The organism is Longispora albida DSM 44784 (assembly GCF_000379825.1).
GTDB lineage: Bacteria > Actinomycetota > Actinomycetes > Mycobacteriales > Micromonosporaceae > Longispora > Longispora albida.
Map to the genome: position 1 here is coordinate 125,383 of NZ_KB903825.1, position 24,795 is coordinate 150,177.

24 protein-coding genes are annotated in these 24,795 nt (G+C 71.2%); 11 read left to right on the forward strand and 13 right to left on the reverse strand.

Going from position 1 to position 24,795, the window contains the following annotated elements:
• The 7 genes from A3G1_RS0114280 to A3G1_RS34880 all read right to left on the reverse strand — a co-directional run bounded on the left by A3G1_RS0114280 (position 1) and on the right by A3G1_RS34880 (position 6,988).
• Positions 1-444 (reverse strand): protein-tyrosine phosphatase family protein, encoded by a 444-nt coding sequence (locus A3G1_RS0114280; RefSeq protein WP_018350159.1) that lies wholly within the window; start codon positions 442-444, stop codon positions 1-3.
• The gene (locus A3G1_RS0114285; protein ID WP_040478394.1) at positions 444-1,244 is read right to left on the reverse strand and encodes a polysaccharide deacetylase family protein; all 801 of its coding nucleotides are present in this window, start codon (positions 1,242-1,244) and stop codon (positions 444-446) included. The genes A3G1_RS0114280 and A3G1_RS0114285 overlap by 1 nt, the downstream gene beginning before the upstream one ends.
• Positions 1,237-1,755 carry an HIT family protein gene (locus A3G1_RS0114290; protein ID WP_026212130.1) on the reverse strand — a complete coding sequence of 173 codons (519 nt, stop codon included), beginning with the start codon at positions 1,753-1,755 and terminating at the stop codon, positions 1,237-1,239. The genes A3G1_RS0114285 and A3G1_RS0114290 overlap by 8 nt, the downstream gene beginning before the upstream one ends.
• Positions 1,756-1,958: 203 nt before the next feature.
• Positions 1,959-3,965, reverse strand: a complete 2,007-nt coding sequence (gene thrS / locus A3G1_RS0114295) for a threonine--tRNA ligase (RefSeq protein ID WP_018350162.1) — start codon at positions 3,963-3,965, stop codon at positions 1,959-1,961.
• 127 nt (positions 3,966-4,092) lie between these two features.
• Positions 4,093-5,058, reverse strand: coding sequence for a collagenase (locus tag A3G1_RS34875; protein ID WP_018350163.1), 966 nt, complete (start codon positions 5,056-5,058; stop codon positions 4,093-4,095).
• Positions 5,059-5,353: 295 nt separating this feature from the next.
• Positions 5,354-6,262 (reverse strand): SGNH/GDSL hydrolase family protein, encoded by a 909-nt coding sequence (locus A3G1_RS0114305; RefSeq protein ID WP_018350164.1) that lies wholly within the window; start codon positions 6,260-6,262, stop codon positions 5,354-5,356.
• 105 nt (positions 6,263-6,367) lie between these two features.
• A complete protein-coding gene (locus A3G1_RS34880; RefSeq protein ID WP_051110534.1) occupies positions 6,368-6,988 on the reverse strand; it encodes a class I SAM-dependent methyltransferase in 621 nt (206 codons plus the stop codon).
• A gap of 322 nt (positions 6,989-7,310) precedes the next feature.
• On the opposite strand from A3G1_RS34880, the gene A3G1_RS0114315 reads away from it, so the two are divergent.
• The 3 genes from A3G1_RS0114315 to A3G1_RS41425 all read left to right on the forward strand — a co-directional run bounded on the left by A3G1_RS0114315 (position 7,311) and on the right by A3G1_RS41425 (position 11,874).
• Positions 7,311-8,927, forward strand: a complete 1,617-nt coding sequence (locus A3G1_RS0114315; RefSeq protein WP_083936932.1) for a glycosyltransferase family 2 protein — start codon at positions 7,311-7,313, stop codon at positions 8,925-8,927.
• A 122-nt stretch (positions 8,928-9,049) separates the two neighbouring features.
• A complete protein-coding gene (locus A3G1_RS0114325; protein ID WP_018350168.1) occupies positions 9,050-11,029 on the forward strand; it encodes an acyltransferase family protein in 1,980 nt (659 codons plus the stop codon).
• A complete protein-coding gene (locus A3G1_RS41425) occupies positions 11,026-11,874 on the forward strand; it encodes a family 16 glycosylhydrolase (protein WP_211216310.1) in 849 nt (282 codons plus the stop codon). The genes A3G1_RS0114325 and A3G1_RS41425 overlap by 4 nt, the downstream gene beginning before the upstream one ends.
• A 37-nt stretch (positions 11,875-11,911) precedes the next feature.
• Here the strand turns inward: A3G1_RS41425 and A3G1_RS40555 are convergent, their stop codons facing one another.
• Together A3G1_RS40555 and A3G1_RS0114340 are read right to left on the reverse strand one after the other, a co-directional pair.
• Positions 11,912-12,070 (reverse strand): hypothetical protein, encoded by a 159-nt coding sequence (locus tag A3G1_RS40555; protein ID WP_157641139.1) that lies wholly within the window; start codon positions 12,068-12,070, stop codon positions 11,912-11,914.
• 72 nt (positions 12,071-12,142) lie between these two features.
• Positions 12,143-12,904, reverse strand: a complete 762-nt coding sequence (locus A3G1_RS0114340; RefSeq protein ID WP_018350171.1) for a TetR/AcrR family transcriptional regulator — start codon at positions 12,902-12,904, stop codon at positions 12,143-12,145.
• Between the two features lie 79 nt (positions 12,905-12,983).
• Between A3G1_RS0114340 and A3G1_RS0114345 the strand changes: the two genes are divergently transcribed.
• The 4 genes from A3G1_RS0114345 to abc-f all read left to right on the forward strand — a co-directional run bounded on the left by A3G1_RS0114345 (position 12,984) and on the right by abc-f (position 17,103).
• Positions 12,984-13,961 carry a daunorubicin resistance protein DrrA family ABC transporter ATP-binding protein gene (locus tag A3G1_RS0114345; protein ID WP_018350172.1) on the forward strand — a complete coding sequence of 326 codons (978 nt, stop codon included), beginning with the start codon at positions 12,984-12,986 and terminating at the stop codon, positions 13,959-13,961.
• Between the two features lie 5 nt (positions 13,962-13,966).
• Positions 13,967-14,740, forward strand: a complete 774-nt coding sequence (locus A3G1_RS0114350; protein ID WP_051110557.1) for an ABC transporter permease — start codon at positions 13,967-13,969, stop codon at positions 14,738-14,740.
• 24 nt (positions 14,741-14,764) lie between these two features.
• Positions 14,765-15,394 carry a nucleoside/nucleotide kinase family protein gene (locus A3G1_RS0114355; protein ID WP_018350174.1) on the forward strand — a complete coding sequence of 210 codons (630 nt, stop codon included), beginning with the start codon at positions 14,765-14,767 and terminating at the stop codon, positions 15,392-15,394.
• A gap of 128 nt (positions 15,395-15,522) precedes the next feature.
• The gene (gene abc-f, locus A3G1_RS0114360) at positions 15,523-17,103 is read left to right on the forward strand and encodes a ribosomal protection-like ABC-F family protein (protein ID WP_018350175.1); all 1,581 of its coding nucleotides are present in this window, start codon (positions 15,523-15,525) and stop codon (positions 17,101-17,103) included.
• A 156-nt stretch (positions 17,104-17,259) separates the two neighbouring features.
• Here abc-f and A3G1_RS0114365 read toward each other — a convergent pair whose 3' ends face one another.
• Together A3G1_RS0114365 and A3G1_RS0114370 are read right to left on the reverse strand one after the other, a co-directional pair.
• Positions 17,260-17,505 (reverse strand): type B 50S ribosomal protein L31, encoded by a 246-nt coding sequence (locus A3G1_RS0114365; RefSeq protein ID WP_018350176.1) that lies wholly within the window; start codon positions 17,503-17,505, stop codon positions 17,260-17,262.
• A 4-nt stretch (positions 17,506-17,509) separates the two neighbouring features.
• The gene (locus tag A3G1_RS0114370) at positions 17,510-18,700 is read right to left on the reverse strand and encodes a CobW family GTP-binding protein (protein WP_018350177.1); all 1,191 of its coding nucleotides are present in this window, start codon (positions 18,698-18,700) and stop codon (positions 17,510-17,512) included.
• A 136-nt stretch (positions 18,701-18,836) separates the two neighbouring features.
• On the opposite strand from A3G1_RS0114370, the gene rpmG reads away from it, so the two are divergent.
• Entirely contained in the window at positions 18,837-19,007 is a 171-nt protein-coding gene (rpmG, locus tag A3G1_RS0114375) for a 50S ribosomal protein L33 (RefSeq protein WP_018350178.1), read from the forward strand.
• Positions 19,008-19,031: 24 nt separating this feature from the next.
• Here rpmG and A3G1_RS0114380 read toward each other — a convergent pair whose 3' ends face one another.
• A complete protein-coding gene (locus A3G1_RS0114380; protein WP_040478396.1) occupies positions 19,032-21,740 on the reverse strand; it encodes an AAA family ATPase in 2,709 nt (902 codons plus the stop codon).
• A 259-nt stretch (positions 21,741-21,999) separates the two neighbouring features.
• Between A3G1_RS0114380 and A3G1_RS0114385 the strand changes: the two genes are divergently transcribed.
• Both A3G1_RS0114385 and A3G1_RS0114390 read left to right on the forward strand, forming a co-directional pair.
• Positions 22,000-22,209: a hypothetical protein gene (locus tag A3G1_RS0114385; RefSeq protein WP_018350180.1), complete on the forward strand. Its 210-nt coding sequence runs from the start codon at positions 22,000-22,002 to the stop codon at positions 22,207-22,209.
• A 68-nt stretch (positions 22,210-22,277) separates the two neighbouring features.
• Positions 22,278-22,700 (forward strand): GNAT family N-acetyltransferase, encoded by a 423-nt coding sequence (locus A3G1_RS0114390; RefSeq protein WP_040478501.1) that lies wholly within the window; start codon positions 22,278-22,280, stop codon positions 22,698-22,700.
• A 12-nt stretch (positions 22,701-22,712) separates the two neighbouring features.
• Here the strand turns inward: A3G1_RS0114390 and A3G1_RS0114395 are convergent, their stop codons facing one another.
• Positions 22,713-23,894 carry an MFS transporter gene (locus tag A3G1_RS0114395; RefSeq protein ID WP_018350182.1) on the reverse strand — a complete coding sequence of 394 codons (1,182 nt, stop codon included), beginning with the start codon at positions 23,892-23,894 and terminating at the stop codon, positions 22,713-22,715.
• A 54-nt stretch (positions 23,895-23,948) separates the two neighbouring features.
• Between A3G1_RS0114395 and A3G1_RS0114400 the strand changes: the two genes are divergently transcribed.
• Positions 23,949-24,770, forward strand: coding sequence for a winged helix-turn-helix transcriptional regulator (locus A3G1_RS0114400; protein ID WP_018350183.1), 822 nt, complete (start codon positions 23,949-23,951; stop codon positions 24,768-24,770).
• Positions 24,771-24,795: the final 25 nt, after the last annotated feature.

The window sequence follows — 24,795 nt, forward strand, 5'->3', positions numbered from 1 at the left end:
TCAGCCCCGGGGCGGTCTCCATCCGCCCCGGGCCACGTACCGGCGCTGCCACGGTGTCTCGACGGCGTGCCGGTCGTAGTGCTCGCGCACGTACGCGACGGCGTCGAGGGGCGGTATCCCGTCGAGCACGGCCAGGCAGGCGAGCGCTGTGCCCGTGCGGCCCCGGCCTCCGGCACACGCCAGCTCGACGCGCCCGGTCCCGGCCCGGTCCAGCGCCTCGGTGAAGGCCGCCCGGGCCGCGCCGGAATCGGACGGCAGCCAGAAGTCCGGCCAGCGCAGCCAGAGCGCCGGCCAGGGGACCTGGGGCGGGGGCTTGCCCAGCAGGTACACACCGAAGGCCGGTGACGGTCCCGGCGGAGGCGGCCGGCGCAGGCCCCGGCCGCGCACCAGCCGGCCGGAGGGCAGGCGGAGAACGCCGGGCGCTCCGGCCTCCCAGGTCTCCACTATGGACCTTTCGGAGGCCGGACCCTGCCCGCCGCCAGCAGCTCCGACACCGTGACCAGCTTCATGCCACGGGCCCGCAGGCCCTCGATCATCGGGCCGAGGTGGCCCAGCGCGACGAGCCGCTGCTGGTCGCCGTAGTCGTGGGCCAGGATGATCTCGCCGGGCCGCGACTTCGTGACGATGTCGCTGATCTGCGCCTGCGGATTCTGCGCGTACCGCTTCTCGTGCATCTGGTACGACCAGAGCACCACGTCGTACCCGAGCGCGTTCGCCGCCAGCAGCGTCGACCCGCCCAGGTGCCCCCACGGCGGCCGCAGCAGCCTCGGCACCCGCCCCGTGTACGTGACGATCGCGTCGTGGGTCCGCTTGAGCTGGCGGGTCACCCCGTCGAAGTCCTGTTCGGACAGGTCGGCGTGACTCCACGTGTGGTTGCCGACCTCGTGCCGCCCGAGCCTGCCCTCGACGAGCTTGTGGTGCTCGGCCAGCCGCTCGCCGACCATGAAGAACGTGGCTGGCGCGTCGTACTTGTCCAGAGTGTCCAGCACGAGCGGCGTGTAGTTCGGCCCCGGCCCGTCGTCGAACGTCAGCGCGACGAGCGGCTGGTCGGTACTCACGTGCCACGTGACGCCCTGCTGCCCCTCCGCAGGCCACAGGTTACGGTCACTGCCCGCCGCGTACCCGCCCTGGAGCGGCTGCCGGTCCGGCCCGAACCACCGGGGCACCTTCGACGAGGCAGCGCCCAGCACAGCCCCGCCAGCGACCAGCAACGCCCCCCGGAAGAACCCGCGCCTGCTAGTCAAGGGCGGCCCACGCCTCGACGAGGAGCTTGCGGGTCTCGGGCAGCAGCTGCGGGATCACCTTCGTCTGGCCGACGATCGGCATGAAGTTCGCGTCGCCGCTCCACCTCGGCACGATGTGCTGGTGCAGGTGCGCGGCGATCCCGGCCCCGGCGGCCGAGCCCTGGTTCATCCCGATGTTGAAGCCGTGCGGCTGCTGGGCGGCGCGCAGGGCACGCATGGACTTCTGCGTGAAGCTGGCCAGCTCCGCCGTCTCCCCCGGCGTCAGGTCCGTGTAGTCGGCGACGTGCCGCTTCGGGCAGACCATCAGGTGACCGGAGTTGTACGGGTACAGATTCAGCAGCACGAAGACGTGCTCGCCGCGCACGACGATGTTGACCTCGTCGTCGGGCCGGTCCTGCGACCGGCAGAACGGGCAGCCGTCCGGCCCGTCGCCCACAGGATTGTTCTCCCCGCCGGCCACGTAGGCCATCCGGTGCGGTGTCCACAGCCGCTGCAACCGGTCATCCGTCATCCCGCGATCTTAGATTGTGCCGGCCCGGTGAGCGAAAATCTGAGCTGCGCGGAGAAAACGCCCAAGTACCGCAGTACTAGGGCGTCTTTTCCGCTTGTCAGATTTCCGCTCACCGGGCCACCGCGCGTTAGATCAAGATCACAATCTTCATCTTGTACTCCGTGACCACCGGCCCGCCGCGCGACGGCGGGCCCGTGGCACTACTACTCCGCGGAAGGCCCCGTGTTGACCCGCGAGCGGACGACCTCGGTCACGTGCGCGACGGCCTCGGCGATCGGCACGTTGTTGCGCTGCGAGCCGTCCCGGTACCGGAAGCTCACGGTGCCGCCGGCCGCGTCGTCGTCGCCCACGATCACCATGAACGGGATCTTCTGCTGCTGCGCCGTGCGGATCTTCTTCTGCATCCGGTCGTCTGAGGCGTCGACCTCGGCCCGGATACCCTCCTTGACCAGCTTCTCGACGAAGTCGGTGAGGTACGGGACGTTCTCGTCGCGGACCGGGATGCCGACCACCTGCACCGGCGCCAGCCAGGCCGGGAACGCCCCGGCGTAGTGCTCGGTGAGCACGCCGAAGAACCGCTCGATCGAGCCGAACAGCGCCCGGTGGATCATGATCGGGCGCGGCCGGGAGCCGTCGGGGCCGTTGAACTCCAGCTCGAAGCGCTGCGGGAGCTGGAAGTCGACCTGGATCGTGGACATCTGCCAGGTACGGCCGATGGCGTCCTTGCACTGCACCGAGATCTTCGGGCCGTAGAAGGCCGCGCCACCCGGGTCCGGCACCAGCTCCAGGCCCGACTCCTCCGCCGCCTGGCGGAGCGCCTCGGTGGCCTCCTCCCACTCCTCCGGCTCGCCCACGAACTTCGGCGAGTCGTCGCGAGTGGACAGTTCCAGGTAGAACTCGGTGAGGCCGTAGTCGCGGAGCAGGTCGAGGACGAAGGTGAGCAGGTTCTTCAGCTCGGCGCCCATCTGCTCCTTGGTGCAGTAGATGTGCGCGTCGTCCTGGGTCAGGCCGCGGACCCGGGTCAGGCCGTGCACCACGCCGGACTTCTCGAACCGGTACACGGTGCCGAACTCGAACATCCGCAGCGGCAGCTCACGGTACGAGCGGCCCCGCGAACGGAAGATCAGGTTGTGGAACGGGCAGTTCATCGGCTTCGCGTAGTAGTCGGCGCCGTCGAGCTGCATGGGCGGGTACATGCCGTCCTTGTACCACTGCAGGTGCCCGGAGATCTCGAACAGCGAGCCCTTCGCGATGTGCGGGGTGTTCACGAACTGGTACCCGGCCTGCTCGTGGCGCAGCCGCGAGTAGTTCTCCATCTCCCGGCGGATGATGCCGCCCTTGGGGTGGAAGACGGCCAGCCCGGAGCCGATCTCGTCGGGGAAGCTGAACAGGTCGAGGTCAGCGCCGATCTTGCGGTGGTCGCGCTTGGCGGCCTCCTCCAGCAGGCGCAGGTGCTCCTTGAGCGCGTCGCGGGTCGGCCACGCGGTGCCGTAGATCCGCTGGAGCTGCGGGTTCTTCTCGGAGCCGCGCCAGTAGGCTGCGGCGGAGCGCATCAGCTTGAAGGCCGGGATGTGCCGGGTGGTCGGCAGGTGCGGGCCACGGCACAGGTCGCCCCAGCACTTCTCGCCGGTCTTCGCGTCGAGGTTGTCGTAGATGGACAGCTCGCCGCCGCCCACCTCCATGACGTCGGGGTCCACGTCGCCCTTGATGTCGACCAGCTCGAGCTTGAACGGCTCGTCCTTCAGCTCGGCCTTGGCCTCGTCGAGGGTGCCGAAGACCCGGCGGGAGAACTTCTGCCCGGACTTGATGATCTCCTGCATGCGCTTCTCGAGCTTGGACAGGTCATCCGGGTGGAAGGGCTTGTCGACGGAGAAGTCGTAGTAGAAGCCGTTGAGGATCGGCGGGCCGATACCCAGCTTGGCCTCGGGGTAGACGTCCTGCACCGCCTGGGCGAGGACGTGGGCCGCCGAGTGGCGCAGGACGTTCAGGCCGTCGGGGCTGTCGAGGGCGACGGCCTCGGCCCCGGTGTCGCTGTCCGGAGTCCAGGACAGGTCCTTGAGTGTGCCGTCGTCAGTCCTCACGACGACGACAGCCTTGGGGCCGGTAGTTGGCAGTCCCGCCGCCTCCACGGCCTCCGCAGCCGTCGTCCCGGCCGGGACCAGAACGCGCGCAGGTGCGTCGGCCTTGACGGCTGGGTTCAGTGCGGACACCGTGTTTCTCCTTCAGCAGGGCCGGTCTCCCGGCGCTCCGGCCGCCGGTCAGCGGCCCTGCTGGGAATGCTATCGGGCAGAGCCGGTGGCCGCGTCACTGGTACGCGGCCACCGGCCCTGTTGTCTCCTAGGAGCAGGCTCCGGCGCCGCACGCCGCCAGCCACACCTTGAAGTCGGCGTCGTAGCGGGTACCGATGGTGTTGCGGAGGAAGTTCCGCGCGTTCGTGTACTTGCCGGCCCGGTAGTAGCCGAGCAGGGTCGTCACGTCCGCCGGGTGGCGCTCCAGCATGTACCGGACACCGAGGTAGCCCCAGTCGTAGATCCGGCTGGCGCTGTGCCGGTAGGTGGTGTCGAAGACGGTGCTGAGCGTGTACGTGCCCTTGCGCGCCTCCGCGATCGCCGAGGTGTACGCCACGCCGCGGTAGCTGTAGGAGACGTACTCGGCGACGCCCTCGATCCACCAGATGGTGTTCGCGCCGCTCGACTGGCGGAAGTCGCCCCACATGTCGTAGCGGCCGTCGAGGTAGTGGGTGTACTCGTGGTTGAGGTTCCAGATCGCGAAGACCGGGCGCAGCCACTCGGCCTCGTAGGCGATGAACCGGGCCTGGTTGCCTGCCCTGGACGGGTCGCCTTCGAGGTACATGCCGCCGTTGTTGGTGCTGATCCCGAACTCTGCGCCGGCGTGGTTCTGGTAGTCGGTGCTGGAGTTGTAGACGTTGATCTCGATGCTGGTGTTGAGGTCGTTCGCGACGGGCTGGCCGTTGCTCCCGACGACGCCGTAGAAGAAGGCGTCCTGGTTCAGCAGGCTCTGGCAGGTCGCGGCCAGCTCGGAGCTGGTCATGTCCTGCGCGCGGATCTTGTGGCTGGCGTCGCAGGAGTACGAGATGGTCAGCACGCTGCCCGCCGCGCTGACGGCCGGGGTGGCCGTCTGCTGGCCACGGGCCGGCGGGAGGGCCGCCGGGTGGGTCTTGCCGGCCGGGGCCGGGCGTTCCGCCGGGGCTGCCGCGGCGGGTGCCGCGATCAGCCCGGTGGTGACCGCTCCCGTCACCAGGCCGGCCAACAGCAGCTTGGCGAAGCCGAGGGGTTTGCTCATCGCCACATCCTCAAAGGGGTGAACCGGGATGATCCCGGACGCCTCGGCGGTGAGGCGTGGCGTGAACAATGTCATACATCACATGCCGGGAGGTGCTTCCCGCAGCAGGCGAAACCCTGGTATGGCAGGGATTTACGGCGGGCGAACACCTCGGCAGCCATCGGAGCGTCCTACCGGAATCAGGGCAAAATCCACGGCGATTAGCACGATTTACAGGAAGAATCGCCGTATTCGTCCGTCCACTACAGGCGAGAGGGCGGCCCCGGCTGGGACCGCCCTCGTGCCGCTCGCGCCTCTAGTCGGCGGCGACGAAGCCCGCGGCCCGCGCGTCGGCCTTGGCCTCGGCGTCGAGGATCGCCTTGATCTTCGCCGGGTCGGTCAGGGACGGCGTGGTGTCCTTGAACGCCGGCGCGGCCGCCGTGCCGCGCAGCACCGGCTCGACGATGTTGGCGTAGCCCACCTGACCGGCCCGGTTCGGGTGGTAGGACTCGCTGACCGGGTTGGACAGGCCGTTGACCCACTCGCTGCTGGAGCAGACGGCGTGGCCGGTGAAGGCCGCACGGGAGTCCACGAAGGCGAACCCGGCCGCCGCGGCCCGTCCGGCTGTCGTCGTGGCGAGGAGGTCAGCGGTGCCGTTCAGCGCCGACTGCTCGCCGGGCGAGATCCGGGCGAAGAAGTTGCACTCCTGGCCGTTGAACAGCCTCGGGTAGCCGACGACCGCGACGCGCGCGTTGGGCGCCTTGGCCTTGATCTGCGCGTACAGGCCGTCGAGCCGGGCGGGCAGCGTGTTGCGGATGAAGTTGTTGGCGTTGTTGATCTCGGTGGTGCAGGTGTACGGCCACGGCTTCGCGCACTGCGTGATCACGTCGGCGAAGCCGGCGTCGTTGCCGCCGACCGAGACGGTCACGTAGCTCGTGCCGCTGTTGAGCGCGCCGAGCTGCCCCTGCACGTCGGTCACCCGGGCGCCACTGCACGCGGCGAAGGTGAGCGTGGCGCCGAGCCGGCCGGCGTCGATGACCGGGTACGCGTGCGGGGACCGCTGGCAGCCCCCCGAGTCGGAGTAGTACTCACGGGTGCCGACGCCCGAGGAGTACGAGTCCCCGAGTGCCGTGTAGCCCGGTGCCGCCGCGTGGGCGGGCGCTGCCGTCGCCAGCACGGCCGCTGTGACGGCCAGGCTGGCGAGAAGGGTACGGCTGTGGCGCATGAGCTCTCCCTCATGGATAGAAGATGCCCAATACAGTGACAGGGCGGCCTATGCCTTTCCTATACACGCGCTCCACTTTGGCCGGAACAGTCCACGCCGGAGGGGTTACGAAACGACTTTGAGGGCGAGTACCTGGATCCAGCCGCGGCCGTCCTTCACCCGGTGGGCCCGCGAGTCCCCAACAGCCAGGCCCGACGCGTTGACGAGCTTGCGCAGCTCAGCCAGGGAGTACCGGGAGAAGAGCCGCGCGTTGCGCTCCCCGTAGGGCCCGGTCTCCCACCGCTCGCCCTCCCCCGCCTGCATGCTCAGCGCGAGTACCCCGCCGGGCCTGAGCACCCGGGCGATCTCTGCCAGCGCGCCCGGCGCCTCGGACCTCGGCAGGTGCAGCAGCGCGGCCATCGACCACACGCCGGCGAAGCTGCCGTCCGCGAAGGGCAGCCGCCGCGCGTCGCCCTGGACCAGTGGTGCCCCGGTCAGCGCCGCCGCCTCCGCGAGCATCCCGGCGGAGAGGTCGAGGCCGGTGACCTTGGCGCCGAGGCCCGCGAGGTACGCGACGTCGCGGCCGGCCCCGCAGCCGAGGTCGAGCACCGGGCCGCCCCCGCCGCCGACCTGGAGGAACTGGCCCGCCAGCTCGGCCAGCTCGGCCGGCATCTGGCGGCGTACCTCCGCGAAGCGCGGGGCGATCTCGTCGTACACGGCGCGGACCCGCCGGCTGCTGTCGTCCATGCCCGACATGATCTCAGGCCGGCCGGCCCCGCACGGAAAGGAAGGCCGAATTGGTTAACGGAATGGAACTCCGGGTAAAGAAATAGCGACTACTGTCCAGTATGGACTGTCCTCGCGGTGAGCCGCCTCACAGCCCGGCTTTCCGGGTAGCCAGACTTACTGGCAGCCCTGTTAACTAAAGCACGGGAACCGGTGGAGCAGTGTGGCCCTCCGGCCTCGTATCCCGCTCTGGTGACCGCCCCATCAAGCATGTTCGCCCACGCGCCGAAAGCATCGTCCGGCGTGTATTCAACGCATCCCAATCGGGGGGTTCCGCGTCAGCATGTCCGCGTCAGCCGCTCCAACCACCGTTTTGCCCGCAGCGGCCCAGCCCGCGACACCGGCTCTGCCGTCCGCGCCGACGGACGAGGAGCTGTACTGGTACTTCGGCCCGCAGCGCCGCTGGGTCCTGCTCGCCGTCTTCGCCTCCTACATATTCACCGCCGTGACGCTGTTCCTGTTCGCGCTCCGGCACCCGGCGCTGTGGATCTTCCTCGCGGTACTCGCCGTCAACGTCGCGGCGTGGTTGCTGTCCCTCGTGGACGGCCAGCGCCAGCGCCGGATCACCCGGCAGGCCCACGAGCTGCTGATGCACTCCTGGCGGCCCGGCCGGTACCCGGGCGTCGACGTCTACCTGCCGACCTGCGGCGAGCCGCTCGACGTGCTGGCCAACGCCTACCGGCACGTGGCCAGGATGCGCTGGGACGGCCCGCTCGAGGTGCACGTGCTCGACGACGCGGCGCGCCCAGAGGTGGCGGAGCTGGCGGAGGCGCACGGCTTCCGGTACCACGTCCGGCCCGACCGGCCGCATCTCAAGAAGGCCGGGAACCTCAACAACGCCCTGACGCTGACCGGCGGCGAATACATCGCGATCTTCGATGCCGACTTCTGTCCCCGGCCCGATTTCCTCGCGCATCTCGCGCCTTATCTGTCCGACCCGGCCGTCGGGATCGTGCAGAGCCCGCAGTTCTTCGACACGAGTCGTGAGATGAACTGGATCCAGCGCTCGGCCGGCTCGGCGCAGGAATGGTTCTTCCGCTGGCTCCAGCCGTCCCGCGACGCCGACAATGCCGCGATCTGCTGCGGCAGCAATGCGCTTTACCGGCGCTCGGCCATCGAGGAGATCGGCGGTTTCGCGAAGCTGGACCACAGCGAGGACATGTACACCGGGCTGGAATTACTCAAGCGCGGATACCGCACCCAGTACATTCCGGTTCTGCTCGCCAAGGGCATCTCGCCGGACACCATGCCGGCCTTCATCAACCAGCAGTACCGCTGGGCGATGGGCAACCTGCACCTGGTCCACGACCGGGACTTCCACCGGATGCGCGCGTCCTGGCGGCTGAAGGCCTCCTACTGGAGCGGCATCGCCGGGTACTCGGTCGGCGCCATCAACGCCTTCGCCGCCCCGCTCCCGCCGCTGGTCATGCTGTTCGGCTACCCGGGCGACATCCGGCCATGGCACGCCCTGCCGATCCTCGCCCCGCTGTGGGTGTGGTTCGTGCTGCTCCCGGCCGTGTCCAAGTCGTACTGGCGGATCGAGGTGATCCGGGCCCACCTGGTCGTGAGCTTCGCCGGAGCCGCCGCGGCCTGGCACACGCTCCGCCGCCGCAGCGCGACCTGGGTCCCGACCGGTACCGGGAGCGGCCGGTCGGCGCTCGCCGTGAAGGTGAGCAGGCTGGCGATCGGCTGGCTGGGGCTGACCACGCTGGCCGGGTGGGCCGGGTTCGGCTACGCGGTCTGGCACTCGGGGCTGGGCTCGCACTGGGCCGTCGCCGGGTACCTGCTGCTGTCGTCCTACCTCACCCTGCCGCTCATCTGGGACCTGGCCCGCGGGCTGTGGACGACGCGCAAGAAGCGGGCCAGGAAGAACCGGCAGCTCGTGGCCGCCGGGGCGTAACGAAAGATCTCTGGGGGAATCATGAACACCACTCGCTACTCGTGGCCGGAAGGCCTCGCGGTGACCGCCGTCCTGGCCGTGCTGGGCCTGCTGGCCACCGGCTGGGTCGATCCGATGCTGCCGTGGGCACGCTGACCCTCGCCGCCCCGGTCGCCACGCCACCGGCGGCGAAGGAACCCTTCCGCACGGACATCGAGGGACTGCGCGCCATCGCTGTCCTGACCGTGCTGGGCTTCCACGCCGCGGTGCCGTACTTCGGGGGCGGTTACGTCGGCGTCGACGTCTTCTTCGCGATCTCCGGCTTCCTGATCACCGGCCTGCTGCTGGCCGAGCTGGCGAAGACGGGCCGGATCTCGCTCGCGGACTTCTACGCGCGCCGCGCCCGGCGCATCCTGCCAGCCGCCGGCGTCGTCCTGCTGGTCACGGCCGCCGCGAGCTGGCTGCTCCTGCCGCCGCTGCGCCAGCGGGACATCGCCGGGGACGTGATCGCGGCGGCCGGGCAGGTCGCGAACTGGCGGTTCATCGCCGCGCAGACCGACTACCTGCACGCCGGCGATCCCAGCCCGCTGCTGCACTACTGGTCGCTGGCCGTCGAGGAGCAGTTCTACCTGCTGTGGGCCCCGCTGCTGCTGGTGGCCGCGCGGTTCCGCTTCCTCGTGCCGGCGATCGTGATCACCACGGCGGCCTCGTTCGCGCTGTCACTCCAGTGGACGGACACCAACGGGCCGCTGGCCTACCTGTCCTCGCCGACCCGCGCGTGGCAGTTCGGGCTGGGCGCGCTGGCCGCGATCGTGGCACACCGGGTAGCCCGGCTGCCGGTCTGGACGCGGGGCACGCTCGGCCTGGCAGGCCTGCTGGCCATCGCCGCCGCCACGGTCCTGTTCAGCAACAAGACCGCCTTCCCCGGCACTGCGGCCCTGCTGCCCACGCTGGGGGCGATCGCCGTGCTGCTGTCCAACGCCGGCCCTGCGCGGCTGCTGGCCTGGGGTCCGCTGCGGCTGATCGGGCGGTTGTCTTTTTCCTGGTACCTATGGCACTGGCCGGTCCTGGTCCTCGCGGAGGCCCGCTACGGCGCCCTCGGCTGGCCGGTGAAGGTGGCGCTGGTCGGGCTGGCCGGCCTGCTGGCCGCCGCGACGCTGTGGCTGGTCGAGCGGCCGATCCGGTTCTCGACGACCATCTCGGTACTCCCGAGGCGGGGCCTGGCGATCGGCGCGACAGCCGTGGCGCTGCCCGTGGCCGCCGGGCTCCTGATCGGCACCGCGAGCGTCCAGGCCATGCGGGACAGTCCCGCGCGGCTCCCGACGATCTCGGAGTTCCTGGCTGCGGCCAGCTCGGCGAACCCGCCGGGCGAAGGCCCCGTCCTGCCCGGCCCGGCGAGCGCCCGCACCGACTACGGCCCGCTGCCCGGCGAGTGCCTGGTCGCCCCGGCCGCGACGGCGAGCCCGGCGTGCACCTTCGGTACCGGCAAGGAACGCATCGTCCTCGTCGGCGACTCCCACGCTGCCCAGTGGTATCCGGCTGTCAGCCAGATCGCCTCGCGCCGCGGGTACACAGTGGAGGTTCTGACCAAGCAGGGCTGCCCGCTGCCCGCGCTGACGGTGACCAACCCGCAGCTCGGGCGGGAGTACAAGGAATGCGGGGTGTGGCGGCAGCACGCGCTGGAGCGGATCTCGGCCGGGCAGAAGCCGAAGCTGATCCTGGCCACCAGCCTGAACAGCTACACGGCCGACCAGCCGGCCCTGCTGGCCGCCTGGCAGGCGACGCTCACCCAGCTCGGGAGGAGCGGAGCGCCGGTCGCCTACCTGAAGGCCACTCCCCTGCCCGGCAAGGACGTGCCATCGTGCGTCTCCGGCGCGCTGAAGGACTGGAAAGCGTGCCAGTTCCCCCGGCAGACCGGGCTGCGCGCCGACCCGCTGGCCGGCCGGCAGCGGCCGGACCTCCAGGTGGTCGACGTGAACGACGTGCTGTGCCCGGGTAGCCAGTGCCCGGCCGTCATCGCCGGAGTGCTGCTCTACCGCGACGACACGCACCTGACGAACACCCTGACCACACTGCTCGCCCCGCGCGTCGAGCAGCTTCTCGCCGCGAAGGGACTGCTGTGAGACGTGCCGTGCTGGTGCTGTGCCTGCTCCTGGCTTCCTGTTCCTCCCCTCCGGTCCAGAAGCAGGGCTGGCAGGAAGTGTTCCGGGACGACTTCACCGGCACGGCACTGTCCGCGCAGAACTGGCTCTACGACCTCGGTACCTGCTATCCCGGCTGCCCGGCCCCGCAGTGGGGTACCGGGGAGATCGAGGAGATGACCGAGGCGGCAGTGCGGGTCTCCGGCGGGCACCTGTCGATCACACCGGCCCTGGCCGGCGGCAAGTGGACGTCGGGGCGGATCGAGACGCAGCAGCGGGCGTTCGCGGCCCCGCCTGGCGGTACGCTGCGCGCCGAGGCCTCGGTCCAGCTCCCGCAGGGTACGCCGGCGGAGCTGGCCGGGTACTGGCCGGCGTTCTGGCTGCTGGGCGGGAAGCTGCGCGACGGGTACACCGGGTGGCCGGGCGTGGGCGAGATCGACGTGCTGGAGCAGGTCAACGGGCGGCCGGCGGTGTTCGGGACCTTCCACTGCGGGACGTTCCCCGGCGGGCCGTGCAAGGAACCCGCCGGGCTCGGGTCGGGCGAGCGGGCGTGCGCGGCGTGCCTGACCGGCTTCCACACGTACGCGATCGAGCAGGACGCCGCCGAGATCCGCTGGTACGTGGACGGTGTACTCGGCCAGACCGTCAGGGCGGCCGATGTCGAGCCGGCCGCGTGGCGTCAGGCGACCCAGGGTTTCATGCTCATCCTGAACGTGGCGATGGGCGGCGGGCTCCCGGCCGCGTTCGGCGGTGGCGTCACGCCGGCGACCGTCCCTGGCCGTCCCATGCTCGTCGACTGGGTGGCCGTGTCGGTGAAGGGCCAGTAATGCCCCCGGGCACCCTCGGGGACACGCTCTCACTGTGTTACGGGCGGCAGGTGCCGTCCGGCTGCGCCTCCCACGGGCAGTCGTTCCACACGAAGTCACCGGGGCCGTCGGCGACGGCCGTGGTGGCGGCGGTACCGGTGGCGAGCATCGCGGCTGTCGCCAGCAAGGCGAGCACCGCTAGGAGCCGTCGGGTCATCACACTGTCCTCTCTGGAGCTGGATAGGGTGCCGACAGTCAAGCTCTCCGATCGCCCAGGGTCAATGCCTGTTCAGCCGGCGGCGTCCTCGATGTAGACCTCGATGCCGTCGAGCACCCGGGCCAGGCCGAACTCGAAGGCGTGGCCGGCGTCGTACGCCGCCTGCATCGCCTCGCCGACGACCGTGCCGACCCGCTGCGCGAGCGGATACTCGTCGGCCTTGTACAGCCGCTCCAGGATCGGGGCGTGCGCGTTCCACCACTGCTCGTCGGTCATGCCGGTGCGCTGCGGAGCCTGGCTCTGCTCGACGGAGACCCGGGCCGCGCCGGCCGCGAAGCTGAGCACGAGGGTGAGGATCGCGTCCATGTCCATCTCGGACAGGCCGAGGCCGTCGACGGCGCCGAGCTCGTGGTCGTACTTGGCGAGCACGTTCGGGCCGAGGACCGGGCGGGACATCGAGATGTTCAGCAGCCACGGGTGCCGGTGGCACAGCTCCCAGTTGGCCCGGGCCACCCGGTCGAGGCGTTCCCGCCAGGTGCCCTCGTGGGGCCGGCGGTCCAGCTCGCCGAACGCCGCGTCCATCATCAGGTCGAGCAGCTCGCCCTTGCCCGGCACGTACCGGTAGAGGGTCATGGTGCCGACGCCGAGCGCGTCGGCGACCCGGCGCATGGACAGCGCCTGCCAGCCCTCCGCTCCGGCCACCTCGATGGCTGCGGCGACGATCCGCTCGACGGTCAGCGCTGGGCGCGGCCCCCGGCTGGGCGGGTTCTTCGTGCCCCACAGCAGCTCGAGGCTCTTTGCCGGGTCGCCGGTCCCGGTGTACTCGGTGGTCATATGCGGATCATCCTAAAACTGGGTACGCTGTACGCGGCAATCGAGTACAGCGTACCCAGTTAAAGTGAGGGAGGCAGCCGTGCCCGCGATCCTGGCCGAAGGCCTGCGGAAGCGTTACGGCAGCAAGGAAGTGCTCAGCGGATTCGCGCTGAGCGTCAGGGAAGGCACCGTCTGCGGCCTGCTCGGCCCCAACGGTGCCGGGAAGACCACAGCGGTGCGGATCCTGTCCACCCTGCTCCGGCCGGACGGCGGCCGGGCGGAGGTGGCGGGCTTCGACGTGCGGACCCGGCAGGCGGACGTCCGGCGGCGGATCGGCCTGGTCGGCCAGAACGCGGCCGTGGACGAGGTGCTGAGCGGCTGGCAGAACCTGGTCATGTTCGGCAGGCTCCACCACCTCGGTACCCGGGCGGCGAAGGCCAGGGCCACCGAGCTGCTCGGCCGGTTCGGGCTGGACGAGACCGGGAAGAAACCCGTGAAGCAGTACTCCGGCGGCATGCGGCGCCGGCTAGACATCGCGGCCAGCCTGATCCTGGCCCCGCCGGTGCTGTTCCTCGACGAGCCGACCACCGGGCTCGACCCGCGCAGCCGCAACGAGGTGTGGAGCATGGTCCGCGAACTCGTGGCCGGCGGGACGACGGTGCTGCTCACGACGCAGTACCTCGACGAGGCCGACCAGCTCGCCGGCCAGATCTGCGTGCTCGACTCCGGCCGGGTGACCGCAGAGGGCAGCCCCGGCCAGCTCAAGTCGGAGATCGGCGGCGACCGGCTCGACGTGGTCGTGCACGACGCCGCCGACCTGGCACGCGCGGCCGGGGTCCTGGCCAGGTACTCGGAGAGCCCGCCGGAGACGGACGCCGACGAGCGCCGGGTCAGCGTGGCCGTCCGCGACCGGGTGACCGCCCTGACCAGGGTGGCCGGCGACCTGGCGGCCGAGGGCATCACCGCCGAGGACATCGGAGTCCGGCGGCCGACGCTGGATGAGGTCTTCCTGCACCTGACCGGCCATAAGGAAAAAGAAACCGATCTCACGGGACGGAAGAAGGAGGTCGTGGCGTGACGACGATGATCCGGGACTCGTGGACGATGACGCAGCGCGGGCTGGCGCACTGGGTGCGGATGCCCGGGCAGGTGATCGCCGGCATGGCCTTCATGATCATGCTGGTGGTGCTCTTCGGGTACCTGTTCGGCGGCGCGATGCGCGTGCCGGGCGGCGGGGACTACCTGGAGTTCCTGATGCCGGGCATGTTCGTGATGGCGGTGACCTTCGGGATCGCGGAGACGATGATCGCCGTGCAGGCCGACGCGGACAAGGGCATCACCGACCGGTTCCGGTCGATGCCGATGTCGCAGGCAGCCGTGCTGGCCGGGCGGAACACCGCCGACATGTTCAACTCCGTCGCGAACCTGGCGATCCTGATCGCCACCGGCCTGGTCCTCGGCTGGCGGGTCCGGGGCAGCGCGCTGGAGGCCGCCGCGGCGATCGGGCTGCTGCTCCTGCTCCGGCTGGCGGTGCTCTGGATGGGGATCTACCTCGGGCTCCTGATCCGCAGCGCCGGGGCCGCGGCGGCCGTGCAGACCCTGCTCTTCCCGCTGACGATGGTGACCAGTACCTTCGCCGACCCGGCCAGCATGCCGGCCTGGCTGGGCGCGATCGCCGAGTGGAACCCGCTGTCGGCCACCGTGTACGCGATGCGTGACCTGTTCGGCAATCCCGGGGCCGGTGGCGGCTCCTGGGTCGCCGAGCACGCGCTGCTCCACGCGTTCGCCTGGCCGGTCGTCCTGCTGGCGATCTTCGTCCCGCTGTCCGTCCACCGGTACCGGAACCTGAGCCGGTAACCCTCACTGGGGAGAATGGCTGGCATGCGTGCCCGGCCGATCACCCCCGAAGCGCTGGCGGCTGAGGTCGCCGGGCGGATCGCCACCCGGTTCCCCGCCCAGGGGTGGGCCCGGGTGGCGGTCGACGGGGCCGGCGCGGCCCGGCCCGGTGAGTTCGCCGACGCGCTGGCCGAGCCGCTGAGGCTGCTGGGCAGGCCGGCCCTGCGGGTCAGGGCCGGCGACTTCCTGCGGGCAGCCTCGCTGCGGTTCGAGCTGGGCCGGGAGGACCCCGAGTCGTACTACACCGGCTGGCTCGACGCGGCAGGTCTGACCCGCGAGGTGCTGGCCCCGCTCTCCCCCGGCGGCACGGGCCGCGTCCTGCCCTCGCTCCGGGACGCGGCCACGGACCGGGCGAGCCGGGCGGCGTATGTGACTCTTCCGCCGGGCGGGGTCCTGATCCTCGACGGCCCGCTGCTCCTCGGGCAGGGGCTTCCGCTCGACTACGCCGTGCACATCGCGCTCTCCCCCGGCGCGCTCGCCCGGCGTACGCCGCCTGAGGAGGCGTGGACGTTGCCGGCCATCGAGCAGTACGAGGACGAGGTGTCGCCGGGGTCCTTCGCCGACGTGGTGGTCCGGTGGGACGATCCGCGCCGCCCAGCCTTGGTCGAGGGGTAATTCGGTCGCGTTCCGTCGCGGGCGGCGGGTACGGTCGGCTCATGTCTTCCTTCTGGGTGTTCTACCTCTAATCCGCTCGCGCCTCGCGCCAGCCGGTACACCCATGTCTTTTTTCGAAGGAAGCACCCATGTTTCAGCTCGCTGTGAGCGCTGCCACCGTGGCGTACCAGGAAAAAGTCGTTCTCGATCAGGTGTCCCTCTCTGTCCGCAGTGGAGAGAAGGCCGCAGTGATCGGCGAGAACGGCTCGGGGAAGTCGACGCTGCTCAGGCTGATCGCCGGACTCCAGGACCACCAGGGCGACGTGACTGTCTCCGCCCCTGGCGGCATCGGCTATCTCGGCCAGACGCTTGACCTGGATCCGGCGTTGACCGTCGACGACGCCATCGATGTCGCACTATCAGAACTGCGAGACCTGGAGCGTCAGCTCCGGGCTCTGGAAGCCGGCCTGACCGAAGAAACCCTCACTGTGTACGGCGATGTGCTGGCCGCGTTCGAGCAACGCGGCGGATACGAGGCGGACGCCAGGCTGGCGGGGGCACTGCACCACCTCGGGCTCGGCGGCCTCGGCCGCGACCGGATCCTCGGCACGCTCTCCGGCGGCGAGCAGTCCCGGCTGGGCCTGGCCTGCGTGCTCGCCGCGTCCCCCGAGCTGCTGCTGCTCGACGAGCCGACGAACCATCTCGACGAACAGGCGATGACGTGGCTGGAGAAGCAGCTGCGCGCCTACCGCGGCACGGTCGTCGCGGTCACCCACGACCGCACGTTCCTCGACCGGATCGCCACCACGATCCTCGAAGTCGACGGCGACCGGCGTACGGTGCAGCGCTACGGCGACGGCTGGACCGGGTACCTGACGGCGAAGGCCGCTGCCCGGCGGCGCTGGGAGCAGGAGTACGCGGCGTGGCTGGCCGAGATCGCCCGGCAGTCCGAGCTGGCCGACTCCGGCATCGAGGCAATCAACGCCGCGTACCCGAAACCCAAGGTCATCAAGAACTCTGGCCACCGGCGTGACCACGAGGGCGGCCTGTCCGCACAGGTACGCAACGCCCGCGAACGGCTCCGCCGCGCCGAGGACGACCCGGTGCCCCGCCCGCCGGACCCGCTGCGCTTCTCGGCCCAGCTGGCCGGCAAGCCAGCCGGGGCTGGGCTGGCGGACGTGGTGGTCGACGGGCGGCTCAAGGTACCGGAGTTCGCCGTCGAGCCCGGCGAGCGAGTCCTGATCACCGGCCCGAACGGCGCGGGCAAGACGACACTGCTGCGCGTCCTCGCCGGGGACCTCACGCCCGACCAGGGGACGGTGCAGCGGCCGGCCCGCTTCGGGTACCTCAAGCAGGAAGTACCGGCGGTCCCGCCCGGGGCGACGGTCCTGTCGGCCTTCGCCGCAGGGTTGCGCGGGCAGCCAGAGGACCACGCCGAACGGCTGCTGCGCCTCGGACTGTTCACTGTGGACGATCTCCACCGCCCCGTCCGGGTACTGTCGATCGGCCAGCAGCGCCGCCTCGAACTGGCCCGGCTCGTCACCCGCCCCGCCGGGCTCCTCATCCTCGACGAGCCGACGAACCACCTGTCACTGAACCTGATCGAGGAGTTCCAGGAGGCGCTGGCCGCCTACCCGGGGACGATCATCGCCGTCTCCCACGACCGGAGCTTCCGGCGCTGGTTCACCGGCACCCAGCTGACCATGCAGGACGGCCAGCTGATCGGCTAGCAACCCCGGCCGGCAGCGTCCAGCACACGCTGCCGGCCGGTCGGCTTCACGCTCTCCGGCGTACAGGTGGGGCGGAGAAGCCCCGCCGCATGCTGGGTCTGCCCGGCTCCCGCAGAAACCCGGCGATCTGACGAGGCGGAGGATCATGGGCGCCAGTCAGCTTTTGCCGTACTTGCGGTGGAACTTCTCGACGCGGCCGGCCGTGTCCATCACGCGCTGGCGCCCGGTCCACAGGGGATGGCTCGCGGCCGAGATCTCCACGTCCACGACGGGATAGGTCCGGCCGTCCGTCCAGACGATCGTTTTGTCGCTGGTCATGGTCGACCGGGTCAGGATGGCGAAGTCGGCGCTCTTGTCGCGGAAGACCACGTAGTCGTACCGGGGATGGATGTTCTTCTTCATGACCTCAGGTCCTCTCCAGGGTGAAGCAGCCTGTGAACGGGTCGTCCCAGGTGATCCAGGTGGGCATGCCCTCGGATAGTTCGGCGTCGGTGAGCAGGCAGGAGTCGAGCAGCTCGCGGAGGGCTGCGATGTCGAGGTCCACACCAGTGAAGGCCAGCCGGGTACACCGGTCGCCGTAGTAGGGGTCCCAGTGCGCCGCCGCCGTGATCTGCCGGTACGGGCTGGCTTCTGTCCAGTGGTCGCCGGGCAGGGACGCCAGCCACCGGCCGAGGCCGCTGAGGGCCACGCCGCCGCCCGCCGACTCCCAGGCGACCACGGTGCCCGGCTGGCTCGCGAGCCACATGTGCCCCCGGCTGCGCACGCACCCCGCCGTGATCTCTTCGAGGGACTCGTGCAGCCGCTCAGCGTGGAAGGGGCGGCGGGTCGCGTACACAGTGGACACGATGTCGCAGTCGGCTGGGCCGCTCGCTCCGACCAGGTATCCCTCAAGGCCCCGGGCCAGGATCGCCGGGCGGGTGGCGCTGTGGTCGCGGCGGCCCAGGACCTCGGCTGGGCTTTCCGCGAGGGCTGCCCACGGGGCGAGCCTGCGCAGGAGTACCCGGAGCTGCGCGGTGCCGTACGCGCCGTCCGGCGAGGAGCCGTGCAGCCAGACGACGTCGGCGTACTCGACCTGCCGGGCGACCACGTCAGCCACGCCCCGGTTGTCGTCGTCCGCTGCGTGGGCGCCACGGTGCCGGAGTTCGTCCTCGCTGGTCAGGTCGGCGAGGAAGGAGGCGGCGTCGGCCACTGTCACGTATGTGGTGATCCGCACCGACTCGCCGGCGGGCGCGCCGTCCACCAGGCAGTGCCCGCACGCCTCGGCCACGGCCTCGGGCTCGACGGCCGCCGGCAGGACCAGTACCTGGTCGCGGGCCGGGAACCTGCGGGCCAGCCGGACCATAGCCGGCAGCACGTCCTCCCGGAGGGTGCAGGACACGCAGCCGTGTACGAGGTCCACGCGCTCGTCCTCCAGCACGCCCTCAGCACCCCAGACGAGCCGGTGCACCGTGCCGCCGGTCAGCGCGTGCCGGATCACGACGAGGCTGGGGTCCGTCTCCAGCAGGGCGCCGGCCGCCGCGCCGCTCGCCTCGGCCGAGAACCCGCCGACCACCGTGACGGCGGGCCGCAGGTCCGTGAGCAGGCGCACCTCGCGCATTCCAGCCTCCAGGGAACAAGTTGAAAATGATTGTCGTTATCATAAGCACACGGGCAGGCGAGGCGACCTCACGGGGGCCGGCTCACCGGTACGGCAGAAGCTCTGCCCACAAGGAAGACAGGAAGGAAGCACTGAGATGGCGAAGCCGACCGGCGTACGCCCGATCGTCAAGCTCCGCTCGACGGCCGGCACCGGCTACACCTACGTCACCCGCAAGAACCGGCGCAACGATCCCGGCCGGCTGGTGCTCCGCAAGTACGACCCGATGGCCCGGAGGCACGCCGAGTTCCGGGAGGACCGCTCATGACGGAGGAAAGGGAAGCCAGGCTGGTCAGCCGTTCGGCGCCCTGCTGATCAGCTCGGCGCGGTTGCGGACGCCGAGGCGGCGGAAGAGGCGGGTCAGGTTGGCCTCCACCGCCTTCACGGACAGGTGCAGGATGCCGGCGATCTCGCGGTTCGTCGCACCGGCCCTGACCAGCTCGGCGATCCGCAGCTCCACGTCGGTCAGCGGGCCCTCGGTGTCGAGTCTGGACAGTTCGACCCGGGTGTACTCCTGCCACGGCTGGTTGCCGGCGTGCGCGAACCGGCTCAGCGCCTCCTGGAGCGACGTGCGCGCGGCCGCACGCCGGCGGGCCCGGCGCTCCAGGGCGGCCAGGCTCAGGTGGGCGCGGGCGATCTCCAGCGGGTACGGATGCTCGGCCGGGATCTCCGCGCGCAGCCGGTCGGCGGCCGCCCGCGCGTCCCCGGTGATCCCGGCGAGCATGGCGGCAGCCCGGGCGAGGCCGAGCCGGGCGACGTCACGGCCCAGCCGGTCCACTTCGGACAGTGTCTCGGTGATGACCCGGCCGGCCTCGGCCTGCGCCCCGGTGAGGGCCAGGTTCTCCGCGAGGTCCGCGTCGATCAGGATCGTGGTGGGGTCGGTGTATCCGAGGCCGTGCAGGATGCGCCGGGCCCGTTCCAGCTCGCGCACGGCACCGGACGGCCGCCGGAGCAGGATCTCCGCCCGGCCGCGCAGGCCGAGGGCATAGGCCAGCGGCTCGGGGTTACGTGCCCGCGCCGCCTGGGCGATCGCGTCGTCGAGCAGGCCGACCGCGCGCTCGACGGTGCCGCCGTTGAGCTCTGCCGACCCGAGCATCAGGGTCGCCGGGCCCTGCGGGTGCTCGACCTCCTCCGACAGCCGCCCGCCCAGCGTCCCGACCGCGCAGGCCTCGGCACTGCGGCCGGCCCGGTCGTAGATCGAGGCGAGGATGTAGAGCACGTCGCACAGGTCGTAGATCCGCCCGGCGCGTTCCACGTCGGCGCGCAGCCGTTCCTGGATCCGGGTCGCCGCTTCCACCTCGCCCCGGCGGAGCTGCACCACCGCCCAGCTCAGCCGGAGGAACACGCTCGCCTTGGTCAGCGGCCGGCCCTCGGCCAGGTCACTCGCCCCGGCCAGGATCGCCTCGGCGCGGGCCGGGTCTCGCTGCAGCTCCAGGGGTACGCGCAGCGCCGCCGCCGACAGCCGCAGGTCCTCGTCGGCCCCGACCAGCGAGCCGAGCTCGTCCAGCGCGGCGAGGCCAGAGGATGCCCCGCCCGCGATGATCTCCTCTTCGGCCCTGCGCAGCCGGACCCGCACCGACAGCGGAAGGTCACCCTGGGCGTCGGACTCGGCTGCGGCGAGGTGCTCGTCCACGCCGGCCCGGTCGAGCCCGGCCATCTCGACCAGCAGCAGCCGGGCTCCGACCCTGACCCGGGGGCTCGGGGCGCGCAGGGCGGCAGCGCAGTTGCTCCGGGCCTGGTCGGGCAGGCCGCCGGCGTAGGCGTACTCGGCGGCGTCCAGCAGCCGGGCGGACGCCACCTCCGGCTCGCCCGGGGTGTGGCCGGCGGCGAGCCGCGCCAGCTCGGCAGCTGTCGCCGGGGCGCCACGGGCCGCCGCGACCCTGGCGGCACGGGCCAGCGCCTCAGCCAGCCCTGCGTCGGGTGAGGCCGTCGCGAGGGCGCGATGCCGGACCTGTTCCACGGGATCGTCCACGGCCTGGGCGAGGGCGGCGTGGGCCGCGCGGCGCTGCTCGGGTGTGGCGTCGGCGTAGACCAGCTCACCGAGCAGCGGGTGGCTGAACCGCCAGTCACCGCCTGGCTCGGCCAGGAGCACCCCGGCGTCGAGGGCGATGGCGAGCCCGGGATCGGAGGCCGGCAGCAGGGCCGGGGCTGGCCGGGCAGCCGCCGCGATCAGCAGCAGCGTGCTCATCGCCGGGTCGGGCAGCGCGGCGAGCCGGTCGGCCACGAGCTGGCGGAGGCGTTCCGGTACGGGCAGCGGATCGTCCGGCCCCACCGGCTCGCCCCGCCGGCGCAGTGCCCGGCCGAGTTCGAGGGCGTAGAGCGGGTTGCCCCCGCTGGCGGCGCGTACCCGGCTGAGCGTCTCCGTCGGCAGCGCCATGTCGAGCCGGCTGCGCAACAGCTCCCCGAGCAGGATCTCCGGGAGCCCGTCCAGCCCGACCTCCAGCCGGGGGGCCGGCATCAGCTCGGCGGAGAACGGCTCGTCGCCGGCGGTGATGCGCTCGGCTGCCAGTACCCTGACGGGCCTGCCGTCGAGCCTGCGGGCCGCGAAGGCCAGCACGCCACCGCTCGCCGGGTCGAGCCAGTGCACGTCGTCGAGAACCAGGAGCACCGGCTGCCGGTCGGCGAGCGCACGCAGCAGCTCGACGACGGCGATGCGGATGGCGAGGGGGCCGGTGGCCTCGCCGGTACGCGGGGCACTGCGCAGCAGCGCGGTCTCCAGCGCGGCGCGCAGGTGCGGCGGCAGCGGCAGGTCCGGGGCTGCCAGCTGGGCGCCGAACAGGTCGAACAGGGCGAGATACGGCAGTTCGGCCTCCGCGGCCGATGGCGTGCTCCGCAGGACGAGCTGCCCGGATCTGGCCGCCTCCGCCGCGAGCGTGTCCACCAGTGTGGACTTCCCGATGCCGGCGGGACCGTACAGGAGCACCCCGCCGGGACCCCGCAGATGGGTCCGGCAGCGTCCGAGCGTTTCCTCCCTGCCCAGCAGCCCCGACTCAACACTCATCGGCACAGTGTGCGCTTCATCACCCGAACACGGAAGACCGTTAAGGAACGCGAACGCCGACGGGGAAAGCCAGCGGGCGACCCTCACACTCTCCGGCGCGCCGTGATCTCCGGGCAACGTCACAAGGGAGTGCACAAGGGTCGGTCAAGGGACGGCGGCAATCCGGGAACATGTATCGACACATGTATCTGTGTCGAATACGGTGCGAGGCGTCGCCGGTGCGACGGGGCACCGGCACTCTCACCACACGGGAGGAAAAATGATCGGAAAGCTCAGCGACCGGCTGCTCGGCCTGCTCGTTCCCCGGGCCACCGCGCGGGCCGGCTGCGCCGGGGAGTTCAAGCAGACCCGGTGCGCCGGCCACCAGGCCTGCCCGGGCAGGGAGCGCCAGCAGTACCGCTGGTGCGAGTACAACGGTGACTGCACTGTCTTCTGTGGCTCGTGGACGTGGGGCGCCTGCGGCTGCTGACAGCTGACGTGAACCGGCGGGGGCTGGCCGAAGGTGAGGCGGCAGGCCCCTGCCTATACTCCCTGGTCATGGAATCAGCGGGGAAGATCGTCACTGGTACGGAGGACGCGGACCTCAAGGCACGCCTCGACGCGGAACTGACGGCCTTCAACCGGGCCGCGACCGGCGCGAGCGACGAGCAGGAACTGTCGGTCAAGGTCACGGACACCGAGGGTGAGCTGATCGGCGGCCTGACCGGCTGGACCTGGGGCGGCTGCGCCGGCATCAACATGCTCTGGGTGCACGCCGACCACCGCCGCGACGGCTGGGGCCGCCAGCTGATCGCCGCCGCAGAGGAGGAGGCCCGCCGGCGCGGCTGTACCCGGATCGTCGTGTCCTCGATGACCTTCCAGGCCCCCGAGTTCTACCGTGGCCTCGGCTACCTGGAGACCGGCCGTACCCAGGGCCTGCCGGCCGGCGCCGCCGACGTGCACTTCCACAAGCCGCTGTGATCGTGGGACCCCTCAAGTCGCTATAGCGACTTGAGGGGTCCCACGATCGTGACACCGGGCCCGCCAGGCGATGAGGGCCGCGGCGAGCGCGGCGAGCGCGCACAGCGGCCACAGCAGTCCCGGGGCCAGGCCGTAGACGAGGGCTCCGACGGGTGGGGCGAGCATCGAGCCGCTGGTGGCCGCGCCCATGTAGAGGCCCTGGTACCTGCCTTCCATCCCGGGCGGCGCGGAGTCGAGCACGTGCGCGGTGGCCGTGGTCTTGTAGAGGATCTCGCCGATGGTGAGCACGACCATCGCGGCGACCATCAGCCACGCGGCCCGGCCGAGGCCGAAGACGGCGAAGCCCAGCCCGACCAGCCCGTATCCGGCCGCGATGATCACCAGCGCCGGCCGCTTCCGCAGGGCGACGGCCGCCGGGATCTCCAGGCACAGGATCATGCCGGAGCCGATCGCGATCAGGGCGGCGTAGAGGCCGACGGGGTGGCCGCTGTCGCGCAGGTAGACGGGCAGGGTCGAGTAGAGCTGCCGGTAGACGAGGTCCACGACGACGATGGCCGGCAGCAGGATCAGCAGGCTGCGATCGGCCACGACGGCCCGCCACAGCTTCCGTTCCGCCGGCTTGCCCGGCCTGATCGGTTCCCGTGGCGGCTCGCCCGGCAGCAGCCGTGCGGTCACGGCGCGCACGGCCAGCGTGACAAGACCATCAAGAACAAAGAGCAGTTCGATGTTGTACGCCATGAGCAGCGCCCCCAGCGGCGGCCCGATCACGCACCCCGCGTTGAACGCCGCCCGGCTCACCGCGACCGAGCGCCGCCGGTCGCCGGGCTCGACGGCGAGCGCGACCAGCGCGCCCTGTGACACCCCGGCCGTCGCGCCCGCGTACCCGAGCACCGGCATGGCCAGGAACAGCAGCCACACCGGCTGCCACGGGATCGTCATCACGCCGATCCCGCCCACAGTGGACGCGAGGAGCATGACCCGCCGGTGCCCGTAGTGGTCGCCGAACCAGCCGCCGGTGAAGTTGCCGATCAGCACGCCGGCTCCGAGCCCGCCGCTGATCAGGCCGGCCGTGGTCAGGCTGAGACCGCGCGGGCCGGACAGGTAGAGGAACAGGTAGAGGGAGACGAAGCTGCCGATGGCGTTGACGAACCGCCCGGCAGCGAGGGTCCACACGATCCGGGGAATGCCGCGCATGGCCGGTACCCTAACCTGACTCAGTCTCTTTTGGGAACTCACTATACTGGGCCGATGGCACGACGTACCCGGCTCGACGACTCAGAGTGCGCGATCGCGCAGGCCCTCGACGTGGTGGGCGACTGGTGGAGCCTGCTCGTGCTCCGCGACGTGGCCCGGGGGCTGCACAGGTTCGAGGAGCTGCGCGCCGAGCTGGGCGTCTCCCGCAAGGTCCTCACCGAGCGGCTGGTCAAGCTGACCGACGCCGGGGTGCTGGCCAGGCGGCAGTACTCGGACCGGCCGCCGCGCTCCGAGTACGTCCTCACGGATCTCGGGCGCGGCGCGCTGCCGGTGCTCGTCGCGCTCCAGGAGTGGGGCGACACGTGGCTGCTCGGCGACGGGAGCACGAGTGCCACGACGGAGCCGGGGTCGGCTGAGGCGCAGCGGGTGCGCGCTCTCGTGGGTACAAAAGTCGAGGGTTTCGCAGTGGACAGCGCCTTCACGGTGCTCTACTGCTATCCGGGCACCGGCATGCCGGGCGCCGGCCAGATCCCCGGCGCGGCCGGGTGCACCCTGGAGGCCTGCACGTTCCGTGACCGGCTGGACGAGTTCGCGGCGCTCGGCGCGGCCGTGTCCGGCCTGAGCACCCAGCTGCCCAGCGAGCAGGCGGCCTTCGCCAAGGCCAACCGCATCCGTTTCCCGCTGCTGTCCGACGCCGGCCTGGAGCTGACCACCGCGCTGCGCCTCCCCACCTTCCGCGCCGGCGGTACTGTCCGGCTGAAGCGGCTGACCCTCGTCCTAGACGCGACCGCCACCGTCCGCGGAGTGCTGTACCCGATCCAGGACGTGACCGGCGGCGTGGAGGACGCGTTCCGGATGATCAAGAGCTTGACGTGACCGCACGATCGTGCGCAAAATAGCG